Annotated in this window: 7 protein-coding genes; 3 read left to right on the forward strand and 4 right to left on the reverse strand. The window is 67.9% G+C overall.

The window, feature by feature from the left end:
• Positions 1-571: 571 nt before the first annotated feature.
• A complete protein-coding gene (locus BLP83_RS18125) occupies positions 572-7591 on the forward strand; it encodes an Ig-like domain-containing protein (protein WP_176763939.1) in 7020 nt (2339 codons plus the stop codon).
• 68 nt (positions 7592-7659) lie between these two features.
• Entirely contained in the window at positions 7660-9936 is a 2277-nt protein-coding gene (locus tag BLP83_RS00405; protein ID WP_176763940.1) for a delta-60 repeat domain-containing protein, read from the forward strand.
• 102 nt (positions 9937-10038) lie between these two features.
• Here BLP83_RS00405 and BLP83_RS00410 read toward each other — a convergent pair whose 3' ends face one another.
• Positions 10039-12783, reverse strand: coding sequence for a protein kinase domain-containing protein (locus BLP83_RS00410; protein WP_091237535.1), 2745 nt, complete (start codon positions 12781-12783; stop codon positions 10039-10041).
• Positions 12784-12956: 173 nt separating this feature from the next.
• Here BLP83_RS00410 and BLP83_RS00415 point away from each other — a divergent pair, with 173 nt between their 5' ends.
• Positions 12957-13313, forward strand: coding sequence for a PilZ domain-containing protein (locus BLP83_RS00415; RefSeq protein WP_342670426.1), 357 nt, complete (start codon positions 12957-12959; stop codon positions 13311-13313).
• A 177-nt stretch (positions 13314-13490) separates the two neighbouring features.
• Here BLP83_RS00415 and BLP83_RS00420 read toward each other — a convergent pair whose 3' ends face one another.
• From BLP83_RS00420 to BLP83_RS00430, 3 genes are read right to left on the reverse strand one after another with little or no spacing between them, the layout of a single operon-like run.
• On the reverse strand, positions 13491-14069 hold the full coding sequence (locus BLP83_RS00420; RefSeq protein WP_091237538.1) for an NnrU family protein: 579 nt from the start codon (positions 14067-14069) through the stop codon (positions 13491-13493).
• 50 nt (positions 14070-14119) lie between these two features.
• Positions 14120-15334: a lipoprotein N-acyltransferase Lnb domain-containing protein gene (locus BLP83_RS00425; RefSeq protein WP_091237540.1), complete on the reverse strand. Its 1215-nt coding sequence runs from the start codon at positions 15332-15334 to the stop codon at positions 14120-14122.
• On the reverse strand, positions 15324-16175 hold the full coding sequence (locus BLP83_RS00430; protein WP_091237542.1) for a CorC family transporter: 852 nt from the start codon (positions 16173-16175) through the stop codon (positions 15324-15326). Before BLP83_RS00430 ends, BLP83_RS00425 begins: the two co-directional genes overlap by 11 nt.
• Positions 16176-16249 lie beyond the last annotated feature (74 nt).

Here is a 16249-nt window from a genome sequence, read left to right on the forward strand (position 1 = left end):
GTCGAGCGTCGGGCAGGGCGAGTCCCGCCCGACGCGAGTCCTCACCGCGATGGCGCCGGGCCATCGGCCCCATCGCTGCTCCCCCCGGTGCGGCGCAGCCATCGGGTCTGATCCCCTGCGCCGCGATTCAAGGGCTTCCCGGCGGTGGTGCCATGCCCGTCGGCCCGCGCCGGCCGCGCGCCCCGGCGCAGCAGTCGCCCCAGCGCTGCATCCGGCGCGCTGGTCTTCACCAACTCTTGGCGATTCATGCTCTGCAAGTTCTTGAAAGAAAAAGTCTTTCAAGATTTCAGAGCTTTTCAGACTTGCCCGCGCTGAACCCGCGCCCGCAGCCACTACCCTCCGCGCACCCACCCCGCGACTACCGATATCCGGCAACAGCTCTCCCCCTGGGCCGCTGGCGTTGGTGGCGTGGGGGTGGGCACTCGCGTGGGCGGGCCCCGCGCCGCATCGGAGAGCAGATCGCATGAATCACAGTACGAGCCGCGCCGGCTGGCGCCGGTCCCTAAAGGGTGCAGCGCTGGTCGCGCTGCTGGTGGCCGCTTCCACTGCGCTGGGGGCCAACGCGCCCGCCATGAGCATGGCCGAGGTGGCCGACAAGGCCAGTGCGGAGTCCAAGGCGCAGCAGGTGATCGAGCACCTGCCCGATGGGCGGGTGCGGATGACTGCGCCGATGCAGGATCTGGAGGCGCTGATCGGGTTGGACGGCGTCGCGGTGCGTTCCACCGACGAGGCCGGCGATGCGGGCTTCCATTGGAAGGTGACGGGCGTCGGTCGCGGCGCCTCGCTGAAGGCGGTGCCCGTGATCTGGCCTGAGGCCCTAGCGGTGCACGGCGAGATCGTTCAAGTGCGTCGCCCGGGCGTGATCGAGGAGTTTCGCGCTGACGCTGACGGCATCCGCCAGGACTTCGTGGTGCCGGAGCGACCGTCGGGAGACGGCGAGCTGGTGGTCGAAGTCGCGGCGGAGGGGGCGCAGATCTCGGCGGTTGCGCAGGCCGATGGTCAGGCCGTGAAGGTGCAAATGGCCGATGGCCGTCGCCTGCATTACCACCAGCTGCATGTGACCGATGCGCGCGGCGAGGAGTTGGCGGCACGGATGGAGATGACCGCCGCAGGAGGTCTCCGGATCGCGGTGAATGACGCGACGGCGGCCTATCCGGTGCGGATTGACCCGACGTTCAGCGATGCGGACTGGACGGCGTTGGATGTGCCGGGGTTCAACGGCGTCATCTATTCGATCACCTTGGCGGGCAATCAGGTCGTTGTAGGTGGAGACTTCACGGCTGCCAACGGCGGTGTGCTGGCGAACCGACTTGCGGTGTGGAACGGCAGTAGCTGGTCGGGGCTGGGAAGCGGCGTGGACAGCGCAGTTTTTGCGCTGGCTTGGGATGCGGCTAATAGCCGGCTCTACGCTGGCGGCAGCTTCACCATCGCCGGGGGCGCGGCAGCGAGCCGCATCGCGGTTTGGAACGGCAGTAGCTGGTCCGCGCTGGGCATTGGAATGAACGATGCTGTCTGGTCGCTTGCGTTGGACGCTGCGGGCGGGCGTCTCTTCGCGGGCGGCGATTTCACCACTGCGGGTGGTGCAGCCGCTAATCGAATCGCTTTCTGGAACGGTAGCGCCTGGGCGGGCTTGACCAGCGGACTGAACAGCGGCGTGCGTGCTCTAGCTTGGAACGCAACGACTGGACGTTTGGCAGTGGGGGGGGGGTTTACAACCGCGGGCGGTATTTCTGCTAACCGAATTGCCCTCTGGAATGGCGCTGCTTGGGCACCCTTGGGGGGCGGCGTAACTGGTGGTGCTGTGCAAGCTCTCGCCTGGGACGTGGGGGGTGGTCGATTGTTCGCGGGTGGGAACTTCACAAGTGCCGGTGGCTCGGCTGCAAGTAGCGTGGCGGTCTGGAACGGCAGTAACTGGGCAGCGCTGGGAAGTGGTGTGTTCGGACCGATCAGTGCCATGGCTTGGGACGCAGCCGGCGCAAGGCTGTTTGTAGGTGGCGGCTTGTTGAGCGCAGGGGGATCGTCGGTTAGGAGCATCGCAGTCTGGAATGGCACCGCTTGGGCCTCTTTGGGTACTGGAGTGAATAATGTTATTTGGGCTCTGGCTTGGGACGCATCCACCGCCCGGCTTATTGTCGCTGGTCAGTTCACAGAGGCCGGTGGGCTGGTCGCCAATCGTATTGCCGTTTGGGATAACGGCAGTTGGAGTGCGATCGGATTAAGCGGGATTTCTAGCTCTGTCTCAGCGCTCGCTTGGGATCCGGATAGCGCTCGCCTTTTTGTTGGAGGGGCCTTTGCTGCTGCGGGTGGCGTTGGAGCCAATGGCGTTGCGGTTTGGAACGGAAACGGCTGGAGTGGGCTGGCGAATGGTGTTGCTGGTTCTGTCTCGGATTTGGCTTGGGATGCTGCTGGTGGTCGCCTATTTGTCGGCGGAAACTTCGGTGTAAGCGGTGTGGTTGGCTCCTCAAACATTGCCCTTTGGGACGGCAACTCTTGGGCGGCCTTGGGTGGCGGCGTAAGCGGCGGAACTGTTTCGGCGCTTGCTTGGGATTCGGTGAATGGCCAGCTCTTCGCTGGTGGCGACTTCACCAACGCGGGAGGTGCGAGCGTTAACCGAATTGCGGTCTGGAATGGAAATGGCTGGGCAGCGCTTGGAAGCGGAGTGAACTCGCTTGTGTCGGACCTCGCTTGGGACGCTGCAGGTGCTCGTCTGTTTGCTGGAGGGCTTTTCACCAACGCCGGGGGAACGACTGTCAATAGAATTGCCGCGTGGAACGGGAATAGCTGGTCCGCTTTAGGCAGTGGCTTGGATGGCAGCGTCTTTGCTTTGGCTTGGAATCCTTCTTCTGGCGTGCTCGCCGTTGGCGGAGCGTTTAGTGCAGCGGGTGGCGTAGCTGCAAGTCGTATCGCAGTTTGGACTGGTTCTGCATGGGATGCATTGGCTGGCGGGGTTGATGGCGCCGTTAGGGCTGTTGTTTGGGATGAGCCGGGGCGTCGCTTATTCGTGGGCGGAGAGTTCACGATAGCGGGTGGTTTGGGCGCGAACCGCATCGCTATGTGGGATGGAAGCGGTTGGTCATCGCTCGGTAGTGGGATGGATAATCGCGTTTTTACCCTTGCTTGGGACTCGTCGAACGGACGATTGTTCGCTGGAGGCAATTTCGTATCTGCTGGAGGCCGCCCGTCGGCAGTTGCTCAGGCGCAGGTCGGCTTGAAGCAGACAGTCGATTTTCCCAACCCAGGCCCGCAATCCTTTGGCACCACGCCAACGCTGAGCGCGACGGCCTCCTCCGGCCTGACGGTGACTTTCACCTCAAGTACGACGGGCGTCTGCACGATCACCGCCGGAGGCACCCTGAGTTTCCTCACGACGGGCACCTGCACCATCAACGCCGATCAAGCCGGTGATGCCACCTTCGACGCCGCACCGCGGGTGTCGCAGAGCTTCGCCGTGATCAACGCCCCGATCGATGCCGTCAACGACAGCGGCACCGTTGCGAACGGCGCTTCGGGAGGCATCGCCGTCGCTGACGTACTGCTCAACGACACCTTGAATGACGCACCGGCCACCTTGGCCTCGGTGACGCTGACCCAGCTCAGCACCAGCAATCCGAACATCACCCTGAACCCGGCGACGGGTGCGGTGGCGGTGGCGGCGGCGACGCCGGCCGGCACCTACACGCTGACCTACCAGATCTGCGAGCAGCTCAACCCGACCAACTGCGATAACGCAACCGCGACCGTCACCGTGGGTGCGGCGATCATCGATGCCGTCAACGACAGCGGCACCGTTGCGAACGGCGCTTCGGGCGGTACCGCCGTCGCCAACGTGCTGGTCAACGACACGCTGAACGACGCACCGGCCACCTTGGCCTCAGTGACGCTGACCCAGCTCAGCACCAGCAATCCGAACATCACCCTGAACCCGGCGACGGGTGCGGTGGCGGTGGCGGCGGCCACGCCGGCCGGCACCTACACGCTGACCTACCGCATCTGCGAGCAGCTCAACCCGACCAACTGCGATGACGCGACGGCAACCGTCACCGTGGGCGCGGCGATCATCGATGCGGTCAGCGACAGCGGCACTGTTGCGAACGGCGCTTCGGGAGGTGTAGCCGTCGCTGACGTGCTGCTCAACGACGCCCTGAATGCCGCACCGGCCACCCTGACCTCGGTGACGCTGACCCAGCTCAGCACCAGTAACCCGAACATCACCCTGAACCCGGCGACGGGTGCGGTGGCCGTGGCAGCGGCGACGCCGGCGGGCACCTACACGCTGACCTACCGCATCTGCGAGCAGCTCAACCCAACCAACTGCGATAACGCAATCGCAACCGTCACCGTGGGTGCTGCGCTGATTGACGCGGTGGACGAGGACTACACGGGCACGCAGGTGAACGGTGCCTCCGGTGGCACCCTGCCGACGGTGCTGGTCAACGACACGCTGAACGGTGGTGCGGCTACGGTGGGCGACGGCGGCAACGTGACGCTGACGCCGGGCGCGGCGCCGACGCCGGCCGCTGGCAGCATTGCAATGAATGCGGACGGCACGATCACAATCGCGGCCGGTACGACAGCGGGGGTTTACACGTATGCGTACACGATCTGCGAACTGCTGAACCCCACCAACTGCGACACGGCGACAGTCACGGTCAACGTGGGCGCGGCGCTCATCGACGCGGTGGATGACAGTGGCACCGTGCCAAACGGCGCTGCGGGAGGTACCGCCGTCGCCAACGTGCTGGTCAACGACACGCTGAACGACGCAGCGGCCACCCTGGCCTCGGTGACGCTGACCCAGCTCAGCACCAGCCACCCGAACCTCACCCTGAACCCGGCGACGGGTGCGGTGTCTGTGGCGGCGGCCACGCCCGCGGGCACCTACACGCTCACCTACCAGGCCTGCGAGCAGCTCAACCCGACCAACTGCGATGCCGCGACGGCAACCGTCACCGTGGGCGCGGCGATCATCGATGCGGTCAATGACAGCGGCACCGTTGCGAACGGCGCTGCGGGCGGTACCGCCGTCGCCAACGTGCTGGTCAACGACACGCTGAACGACGCAGCGGCCACCTTGGCTTCGGTGACGCTGACGCAGCTCAGCACCAGTAACCCGAACGTCACCCTGAACCCGGCGACGGGTGCGGTGGCGGTGGCGGCGGCCACGCCCGCCGGCACCTACACGCTCACCTACCACACCTGCGAGCAGCTCAACCCGACCAACTGCGATGACGCGACGGCAACCGTCACCGTGGGCGCGGCGATCATCGATGCGGTCAACGACAGCGGCACCGTTGCGAACGGCGCTGCGGGCGGTACTGCCGTCGCCAACGTGCTGGTCAACGACACGCTGAACGACGCAGCGGCCACCTTGGCTTCAGTGACGCTGACCCAGATCAGCACCAGCCACCCGAACATCACCCTGAACCCGGCAACGGGTGCGGTGTCTGCGGCGGCGGCCACGCCGGTGGGCAGCTACACGCTGACGTACCGGATCTGCGAGCAGCTCAACCCGACCAACTGCGATAGCGCGACGGTCAGCGTCACGGTCAATGCGCTTGCGCCCACGACCGCCGACTCGTCTGTGACGGTGGGCTACAACGCGTCCGCCACCAGCGTGCCGCTGACCCTGGGCGGTGGCGCCGCGACATCCTTGACGGTGGTGACGCCGCCAGCCAAGGGCACGGCGGTCGTCAGCGGCACCACGATCACCTATCAGCCGAACGCTGGCTTTGCCGGTCCGGACAGCTTCACCTACACCGCCACCAACAGCGGCGGCACCTCGGCGCCGGCCACGGTCACCATCACGGTGCAGGACCCGGTGATCACCATCACCCCGAGCGGTGGTCTGACCGCGACGGTAGCGTCCCCCTACACGCAGACCTTTGCCTTTGACGGCGGCGCCCCGCCGTGGTCGGAGTACCAGGTCACGAATCTTCCAGCGGGCCTCGGCATCACCGGCACCACGGCCAACACGGTGACGATCAGCGGTACGCCGACGCAGGCAGGCAGCTTCACTCTCAATGTCGGCGCCTCGGACAGCAGCACGGGCAACGGCCCCTTCACTGTGGGCCAAGCTTTCGGCCTCACTGTGGATGCCGTGGTGCCGGGCGCGCCGAGCATCGGCGCCGCGACTGCAGGCGATGGCGAGGCCAGCGTCAGCTTTGGCGAGCCCGCGTTTACGGGTGGCGCGCCGATCACGGCCTACACGGTGACTTCGAATCCCGGTGGGCTCACCGGCACCGGCGTCGGCAGCCCGATCACGGTCACAGGCTTGAGCAACGGCGTGGCCTACACCTTCACGGTGAGCGCGACCAACAGCGCTGGCACGGGTGCGGCGTCGGAGGCCTCCAACGCGGTCACCCCGCGCGGAGCGCAGGCGGCGCTCACCGCCATCGCCACGCCGTCCACGGTGGCGTTCGGCTCGACCAGCACGCTCAGCACCACGGGCGGTTCGGGCGGGGGTGAGGTGAGCTACGCCATCACCGAGGGCGCTGCGTTCTGCAGCCTCAGCGGCAGCACCCTCACCGCAACCGCCATCGGCACCTGCACGGTGACCGCCACCAAGGCCGCCGGGGGCGCATTCAATGCCGCCACGGCAACGGTGGAGGTCACGGTGGTGCGAGCCGAACAAGCGCCGCTGACGGCCACGGCGAGCCCGTCGAGCATCGCCTTCGGCGGCACCAGCACGCTGGACACGACCGGTGGCTCCGGCACCGGCGCGGTGAGCTATGCGATCAGTGCCGGGAGCGAGTTCTGCTCGATCAGCAGCACGACGCTGACCGGCATTGGCGTCGGCATCTGCACGGTCACCGCAACCAAGGCGGCGGATGCCAACTTCAACGCCGCCACGGCGACGGTGTCAGTGACGGTGGCGCGGGCCAACCAGGCGCCGCTCAGCGTGACCGCCACGCCCTCCGCCATTCCGCTCACCCGCACGACGTTACTCGCGGCCACGGGCGGCAGCGGCAGCGGTGAGGTGAGCTTCGCGGTGACGGCGGGTGCATCGAACTGCACGATCAGCGGCAGCACGCTGACCGGTACGGGCGTGGGGGCCTGCACGGTGCTTGCCACCAAGGCGGGCGACGCACAGTTCAACCCGGCCACCGCGCAGGCCACGGTGGTGGTGCAGGCGGCGACCGATCTGGAAGTCAGCAAGGACGACGGCACCCAGTACGCACTGCCAGAGGGCACCGTGCTGTACGAAATCCTGGTCGCGAATGCGGGCCCGCTCGATGTCGAGGGCGCGCGCCTGCGCGACTTGCTGCCGGCGGGTCTGGCGGATGCGCTGTGGACCTGCACGCCCCTGCAATTGGCCACTTGTCCGCAGGCGGCGGGCGAGGGCGGCATCGACCAGACGCTGACGCTGCCGGTGAATGGCGTGCTGCGCTACCGGCTGAGCGCGCGGGTCACCGCGCCGCTCGGCAGCACGCTGACCAACACCGCGACGATCGACGCGCCCACCGGCGTGATCGAGCTGCAGCCCAGCGACAACAGCGCCAGCGACAGCAACCTCGTGGTGCCGGAGGGCCTGTTCGGCAATGGCTTCGAGGCGGCGCCCAACCGGATCAGCGTGCCTGTACGGGCGTGGTAGCGATGCACTGCAATCCCACCCGCGCCGGCTCTGCCGTGCAGGTCAGTTCCATGAGAGGAGAAAGCGCGATGTGCCTACGATTGAAGGGTCTGCTGTGTGTCGCCCTGGTGGCCGCCAGCTTCAGCGTCAAGGCTGCACCGCCACAGGTGCTGCCCGAGCCTAACCCGACCAGCCTGCGCGGCTCGGCGCTTGCCCAGGTCTCGGTGCGGCATCCCGACGGCCGCCTTGTGGTCGGCGGCAGCATCACCTGGGTGGATGATGCGCCGGTCCGCTATCTGGCGCGATTCTCCGCGGACGGGGTGCACGATCCTGCCTTCGTGCCCGCCTTGCACAGCAATGTCGATGATCTGGCGTTGGATTCGCAGGGGCGCACCTACGTGATGCAGCGCTTCTCGCGGGCCGGCGCCGAGCCACAGGGACTGGTGGTGCGTGTGCTGGACGATGCCACCGGCACCGTGGACGGCAGCTTCCAGTTCGAAGCACCCGCAGGCAATGCGATTTCGGGATTCGCCCTGCTGGTCGATGAGGCCGCCGGCGCGCTGTATGCGGCCACAGCGCCGCGCGACGTTTTCAATCGCTACACGGTGACCCGGCATTCGCTGGAAACCGGCGCTCGCGACCCCGGCTTCGAAGTGGTCGTCAATGGGCTGGTGCACGACCTGCAGCGGTCTGGCGACGCGCTGCTGATCTCCGGCGGATTCAGTGAGGTGGCCGGCGTGCCGCGCAAGGCGCTCGCGCGCGTGGACCGGCTCACCGGCGCACTGGATCTGGCGTGGAATCCGGGGAGCACGTCGACCGCCCCCGGCGCGCAGACGGTGCGCGCCATGCGCGTGGATGGCGCGCACCTGTTCGTCGCCGGACCGTTCAGCGGGCTGGGCGACGCAAGCAGCCGGGGTTTGGCCCGGATTTCGCTCGCCGACGGAAGCGCGGACCCGGCTTGGCTGCGTCTGGTGTCGGGCAGCCTGTCGGCGCTGGCGATGGATTCGCAAGGTCGGCTGCTCGCAGCGGGCGGCATTACCCAGATCGATGGACAGCCGCGCAGCAGCGCGGTAACGCGGTTCAATCCGGACGGCTCCCTCGATGTGACCTACGGCGAGGCCAATGACACCCGCGGTGCCACGGTCATCTCCCTGCATGTGCTGCCGGACGACTCGGTGCTCACCCAGACCTATTTCCAGGGCAATGATCCGACGCGGCTGGTGCGGTTCGATGCCTCGACCGGCCTGCGCCAGCCGCTGGGGACGGCTGCGCTGTTGGGCCTGGTCAACGTGCGCAGCCTGGTCCCGCTGGCTGCAGGCCAGGGCTACGTCGGCGTGCACAACTACGGCCTGATCGAGGGAGCGGCGACCGCAGGATTCGTTCGCCTCGGTGCCGATCTGGCCGCGGTGCCGGGCTGGCGCTCAAGCCTCGGTGACATCATCACTTTCGTTTCGCCCCGCGCCGGTGCGGTGGATGCCGAGCATGCCTACCTGTCCGGTTTCATTGCCGAGCCCGGCGGGCGCTCCGCGGCGCGCCGGGTGCGTTTGGCTGACGGTAGCGTGGACACGCTCTGGCGGCCTACCGGGCTGAGTCCGCCGACGGCCTTGCCCAGCACCATCAGCATTGCGGTCGATGAGGTCGGCGGGTTCCTGTATTTGTCAGGAAGCGGTGGCCTCACTCTGAACCGCTTCGCGTTGAGCGATGGCGCACGGGATACGTCGTGGTCGCCGACCGTGGGCTCGGCCACGCAGATCATCACAAGCGTCGTTCATGACAGCTTTCTGTACATCGCCGGCAGCTTCAACACGGTGGGCGGCCAGGCCTTGCCGCGCCTCGCCCGCATCGCGCTGGCGGGGACGGGCGCGCCCGACACCTCGTGGGCGCCGTCGCCTGCTGCAGCCTTCGTGGCTGCCCTCAGCCTGGATGCCGCCGGGGGCTGGCTTTACGCCGGTGGTTCGGATTCGAACGGGCGGGTCTATCTGCGACGTATCAGTCTGCTCAGCGGTCAGCCCGACCCCCTCTGGGCGCCTCTGGAAGGCCGCACGGGCTCGGTCACCAAGCTTGCCCTCGACGCCGAGCGCGGCGAGCTGGTGGTGTTTGGCGATCTCGCCGTGGGCTGCGCCTCCGAGCGTCTGCCGGCAGTGCGGCTGATCGGAGACGCCCGCCGCGTCGACACACGGTGGAGGGTGCAGCTGGACGAGTTCGGCAGTTTCACCGACGGCCACGTCCTGCCCAATGGCGATGTGCTCACGGCCGGCAGCTTCGAACGCATCAACGGTGTCGGTCGACCGGGTCTGGCGGCGCTCAGCTCGGGCGACACGATCTTCGCCGACGGCGCAGGCGACAGCGGAGGCTGCGTGCAGTAACGGGTCTGGTGAAGGGCCCACGCGGAAGCCTTTGGGCCGGCGCGCCGTGGAGGCGCGCGCGGCCTGGGCTTGCTTCATCCCCAGCGCTGGGCAGGCGCCGTATCAGGCCTCGATACGGGCGCGCAGATCGGCTGCCCAACGCCGCCGATAGTTGTCCTCCGGCAGGCCGCTCAGCTTCTCGGCGCATCGCGCTGCCTGCTCCCGGGCGATAAGGACCTCGCCCCGCGCCAGCGCCAGCTCGCCCCGCAGGCACTGCACCAAGGCATGTCGCGGATGGGTGGCGGGCAGGCTGGCTTGGGTGTCCTGCTGCGCGCGCTCGATCTCGGCTTCCGCGGTGTCGAGGTCGCCCAGCAGCAGGGCGGTGCGTGCCCAGATCTCGGCGAGCGCGCTGCGCTGCTGCAGGCGATCACCCAGGGCCTGCAGGCTGCGGTCGCGTTCGGCGATGAAGATCGGCTGGACCTCGTCGATGAGTCCGGCGGCCGCCTTGGCCCATAGCAGTTCCGCCAGGGTTTGCAGGGTCCAGAGGTGCTCGCGGCCGAGGTCCCTCAGTTCGGCCTGATACACGCCCTCGAACAGCGCCACCGCGCTCGCGGCGTCCCCTGACCAGAAGGCGATGCGGGCGCGCAGGAAGTCACCGAACTTGCTGTAGTGGTGCTCGGGCCCAAAGATCGATTCGAACACCGGTGCGGACTTCTCGATATGTTCGAGCGCCGCCTCGAAATCGCCTTCGATGGTGAGGGTCTCGGCATAGTCCGAGTGGGTCCAGGCGCGGTCCAGCGGTAGATCGTTCGCGCGTTCGCGCCATTGCAGCAGGGCTTCGAAGTCCGCGCGCGCTTCCGTGAAGTGGGCCAGCTGCGCGTGGCACAGGCCGCGGAACCACAGGGCCTCGGAGTACCAGTCTTCGGTGATCTCGTGCCCTGCGCGAGCCAGCGCGTCACTGAGCTCGGCAATGGCCTGCTGGCAGTGACCGAGTTCGAATTCCAGCTTGGCGGCCTCGACCCGGGTCTTGAGACGGGCCGCCCCCAGCGCCTCCGACTCGGCCTTGAGCGCGCTGTCGCAGCCCACCTGGGATGCCGACAGGTCGCCTGCCATTCGACCTTGGGCGCAGAGCAGCAGACCGGCCTCGGCGAGTTCCAGGGGGCGTGTCGTTTGCGCGGGCGCGAGCAGGTCGATGGCGCGACGCGAGTGCTGCATCGCTCGCCGGTAATCGGTCCAGCTGTCGAACACACCCGACATCGCCATGTGTACGTAGGCTGCGGCCTCGTTGTCATTCGCGAACACCTGGTCGATCCGCTCGGCCGCCCGCTGCATCGCCTCGACCAGTCGCGGGTTGCCGTTGTCGCTCTGGGCGACAGAGTAGGGGTCTGCCTGGCTGAGCAATTCGCGACTGAGGAAATGCCGAAGCGCCACGGCGCGCTCGGCATTGCGCTCGGCTTCGCGCTGCGCTGTCTCCGCGCGCAGACCCATCCACACCGAGATCGAGAGCGCGAGCACGGCGGTACCCGCGATGGCGCTGGTGACCCGCCAGCGGCGACGCAGGCGCTGCACGCGTGCCTTCGATTGGGTCAGCTCCTCGGCCTCGCGCTGACGCTGAGCGGCTGCTTCGCGTCGGGCCTCAAGGCTGCGCAGGCGCTCGGCCAGCTCGCCCGCTGAACCCAGACGACGCTTGGGGTCGATATGCGCGGCTTCCGCCAGATCGGCACAGAGCAGGGGATCGCCGATGCGCTCTTCCCAGCCGGGCGCAAGGCTCATGCGCAGATCGCCAGCGAGCAGCTGGGCGCAGAGTACGCCCAGGGCAAAGACATCGGCGCGCTGACCGGCGGCGTGTCCGGCCAGAACTTCCGGTGCGACATAGCGATGCCCGGGCGAGGCCGGGTCCTGCGAGTCGGCGTGTCCGACCTGGGTCGCCTGCCCGATTGGCAGGCCAAGGGCATCGATGCCCGGCGGCAGCAGACCGGCGCCGGCTCCGAGATCGCCGAGCAGGAAGCGCCGCCCGCCCCCGGCCGTTTCGACCGGATAGATGTTCTCGGGCTTCAGGTCGCGATGCGCGATGTCGGTGGCGTGCAGAAGCTCCACGGCCTCGCAGAGCTGCGCGCACCATTCGAGGCGCTCGGTCCGGGTGCTGCGGTTCAGACGGCTGTCGTGCTCGGCCCAGGTGGCGAGGTTGCCCGCCCACATATACGGCGTGGCCACGAAAAAGGGCGGGGCCTCCAGATTCCAGTCGAGCAGAGGCAACACGCAGTCCGGGGGCTTCGGCCCATCCTGCAGCAAACGATGCAGGACCACCTCGCGCTTGAGGGCGCGAAGTCCATCTTCACCCAGCGCGAACTTGTAGGCACGCGACTCCAATCCAGCTTCGCCGAGGGCACTGAAGACCTCTCCGCAGCTACCCCGCCCGAGCCGAGCCTGCAGCCTCCAGCCGGGCCGGTGCGGGACGCTCTCGCCCGGCTGCAGGTCGAGCCGAAGCTCGCCGGGCGAACTGCCGGCGCCGCCTGGCTGGTAGCGCACTTCGCCGGTGAGCCGATAGCCGTAGCCATGCACCAGCCGAATGAGTTCAGCTTGGGCATCGCCCAGGGTGCGTCGCAGGCGGCTGATGCACTTGGCCACGCTGTTGGTGCTTACCACGCGCTCGGGCCAGCCTGCGCTCAGCAACTCCTCCGTGGTGCAGACTTCACCCGAGTGCAGCAGGAGGTAGCGCAGCACACCGTAGGCGCTGCGGTCGAGATCCACAGGTTCGGCCTCGCCCGCGCGCAGGCGTTGATCGGCCTCGAACAGCTGCCATGCGCCAAAGCTCCAGCAACCCGACGAAGACTCTTCGGACGCAGAAATCGTGGTGGACGTGGTCATGGGCTAGGACCGGACTCGCGCGACTTCGGTAGCGGCATGGGGCAAGGCGAGAATAGGGATGGGCAGCCTGTCTTGGGTGAAGGCGGGGTCCGGGTGGCTTCCGCGGCCTGCGTCTATCTGGCCGCGCTCGGGGTCTGCTAACGTTGCGCCACTCCGCTGTCGAGACTCAACCCATGCAAGCTGCCGGAATGATGCGCCAGGGCATCCTGTCGCTGGCGATCAAGGAGAAGCAGGCGCTGTATCAGGCGTACATGCCCTTCATCAAGGGCGGTGGTCTGTTCGTGCCCACCCCGAAGCGCTACAGCCTGGGCGACGAGGTGTTCATCCTGCTCAGCCTGCTGGAAGACAAGGAGCGCCTGCCGGTGGCTGGCAAGGTGATCTGGATCACCCCGGCTGGTGCCCAGGGCAACCGCGCGGCGGGAATTGGCGTGCAGTTCAATGATTCTGCCGAAGGTGAGACCGTACGCGGCAAGATCGAAACCATCCTCGCCGGCCTCACCGGCGGCGACAAGCCGACGCACACGATGTAGCGCCTGCGGAAGCGGTTCTCGCGGGGCCAGCACTCGCTGGTTCGCTATCGAATCCCGAGTCCCGAGTCCCGAGTCCCGAGTCCCGAGTCCCGGCCCTCGCGCGCTGCGCTCGGGCGTTCATCGGCGCAAGGACCCGTGGTCCGTCAGCGCGCCACTTAGCTCCCCAATCCCAGCGCTTCAGGCAAACGGCGCCACGCCGATCAGCTTGAGGTGCAGATGCAGGGCGAACACACCCCAGAGCAGAGATCCCACGATCACGCAGAGTGCGCTGCGCACTACGCTGCCCGGGACCCGCACGACGCCCGCCGAGCGATCGCGCCGTCGCGCCGCGGCGAAGGCGATCACGGCCCAAGCCAGAAAGCCCGCCAGCAGCACGATTCCGTGCAACCAGCCCACCGCCAGCAGGTGGCCGGCCGCCCACAGCTTCACGCCGAGCAGCATGGGGTGGCCGAGCTTCGCCTTGAAATGGTTGCCCGGGACGTAGGCCGCTACCAGCAGGATGAAGGCGGGCAGGGTGAACAGCGCGACCAGGTGGCGTATCCACACTGGCGGCGACCACATCAGCACAGGCTCCGCCCGGGCGAGCGAGTAGCCGTACACGATCAGAGCGAAGCCGGCGACAGAGATGAGGCTGTAGAGACCTTTGTAGACGCCAGCGCCGAGGCGTTCGATCAGGCCTGAACGCAGCGTGGGCGCGAGCGCGTGCAGGCTGTGCACGCCGAGAAAGAGCAGCAGGCCTGCGAGCAGCACGGTCATGGTCGGGTCTCCGGAGGAAAGGGGGGCGCATCGCCCCGCGCGGCTGTGGATCAGGCGCCGCGGCGAGCCTGCAGCAAGGCCAGCGAGAGCGCAATCTGCAGGGGCAGCAGCAGGGCGATCCACTCCAGCTGCTGCTGGGGGTAGACCTGCACCTGGGCCAGCACCACCCCGGCCACGCCGAGGATGGCGATCGCATGCGCGCCGAAGCGCAGGCGGCTGTTCCGCGGGCTGCGGCGCTGGCGCCACAGCCGCAGGCAGGAGGGCAGCAGCAGCAGTGCGAGCGGATTGAACAGCAGCAGGTTGCGGTTGGCCCAGGCCGACTCGTGCGCGGTGCCGAGCCACAGCAGCAGCAGGCCGAGGCCGATCAGGCCGGTGAAGCCCCACACCGAGAACAGCAGCGCTCCGCCGTGCCGGCTGCGCGCGGCGCGGGCCAGCGGCAGGGCCAGGGCCACACCCAGCGCCAGCGCCAGCCACAGCCAGCGCGGTGGGTCCGCGGGCGTGACCGGGCCGCGGTGCGGCAGCAACTCGCGTTCCGCCATGACCAGCGGCTCGCCGGCGGGCGTGCGGACCTCGCGCAGGGCTTCGGCGAGGCGCGAGGGGATGAAGCTCTGCTCCCAGATCGACAGGGGCCGATCCGCATAGGGGCCGAGGCCGAGGTGCATGCCGAGGTGCAGCCAGGGGATGCCGGCGCCGTGGCGCAGTGCTTCGTGGCGGTAGGTGATGCCCATGGAGCGGCCGTCGAGCTGGCGCTTCAGCGCACCGCCGAGGGCGGCGTCCAGCGCGTCGCGGACCTTGGTCGAGCAGTTCGAGACGAAGTAGTCGTAGCGGTACTCGGCGTTCTCGGGCCGAACGTGCTCGGCCAGTGCGGCGACCAGCAACTCCGCTTGTTCCGGTTCCAGCCGCAGCCACTGCAGGCGGGCGCCGCGGCCCTCGGCGGCATAGCTGCCGAGATCGCTGGACATCGGCAGGGCCACCGCGAGGTAGCGCATGTCGCCGCGCAGGAAGCGCGCCAGGAAGCCGGGCTGCGCGAAGTCGAAATAGCCGAAGTTGTAGAAGATCGGCTCGCGGCCGTCACCGTGGTCGACCAGCAGGGCGTTATGGCCGAATCGGGCCCAATAGGCCTCACCGGGTTCCATGGTCACCAGGCCAACCGCTGGTCCTGCGTGAAGGGGCGGCGCGAGCAGGCCCAGCAGGGCGAACAGTGCGGCGAGTGCGATCGACAGACGCGCGGCCGGCAGGCGCCGGCAAGAGGCATCAAGCGGCATCGGCCATCCGCAGTTCGAGCGTGTGCAGGCGGCGGCCGTCGGCTTCGAGTACCCGCAGGTGGAAGCCGCCGAGTTCGAGTTCCTCGCCGACCTCGGGCAGATGCCCCAGTGCCGCGGTGAACAGGCCGCCGATGGTGTCGTACTCCTCGTCCGAGAGCTCGGCGCCAAAGCGTTCGTTGAACTCCTCGATCGGCATCAGGGCTTCGATTTCGTAGCGACCCTGGCCGGTCTGCTCCACGTGCTCGTCTTCGGTGGGCGCGTCGTCATGCTCGTCATCGATCTCGCCGACAATCTGCTCCAGCAGATCCTCGATGGTGACAAGTCCCGCCACGCCGCCGAACTCGTCGACCACGATGGCCATGTGATTGCGCGACTGCCGGAACTCGCGCAGCAGCACGTTGAGGCGCTTGGATTCTGGAATCAGCACGGCAGGACGCAACAGGGCCTGCAGGGCGGGTGGCTGGCCGCTGGCGCAGCCGCGCAACAGGTCCTTCGCCAGCAGGATGCCGAGGATCTCGTCCTTGTCCTCACCGTGTACCGGAAAACGCGAGTGCCCGCTTTCGACCACGGTGTGCAGCACCTCGTCGGGGCTGGCGTCGATGGCGATCGACACCATCTGCCCGCGCGGCACCATAACGTCGCCCACCTGCAGGTCGGATACCGTGATCGCGCCCTCGATCATGGCCAAGCTGTCGGCGGTGAGGAGTCCGGCGGCCTGCGCGGAGCGCAGTTCCTCCAGTAGGTCCTCGCGGCTGCGTGGCTCGCCCGTCAGGGCCTGGGTCAGACGACCAAACCAGGACCGGCTGGACGAGCCGGTGGTACTACTCGGATCTTCGGACATTGCGCTGGGAACATCGCCCGCTGGGGGCACCGCCGGCGAGTGTATCCCAAGACCGTTTGGGGCTTGTCCCGACG

It is taken from the genome of Aquimonas voraii, assembly GCF_900101825.1.
Taxonomy (GTDB): Bacteria; Pseudomonadota; Gammaproteobacteria; order Xanthomonadales; family Xanthomonadaceae; genus Aquimonas; species Aquimonas voraii.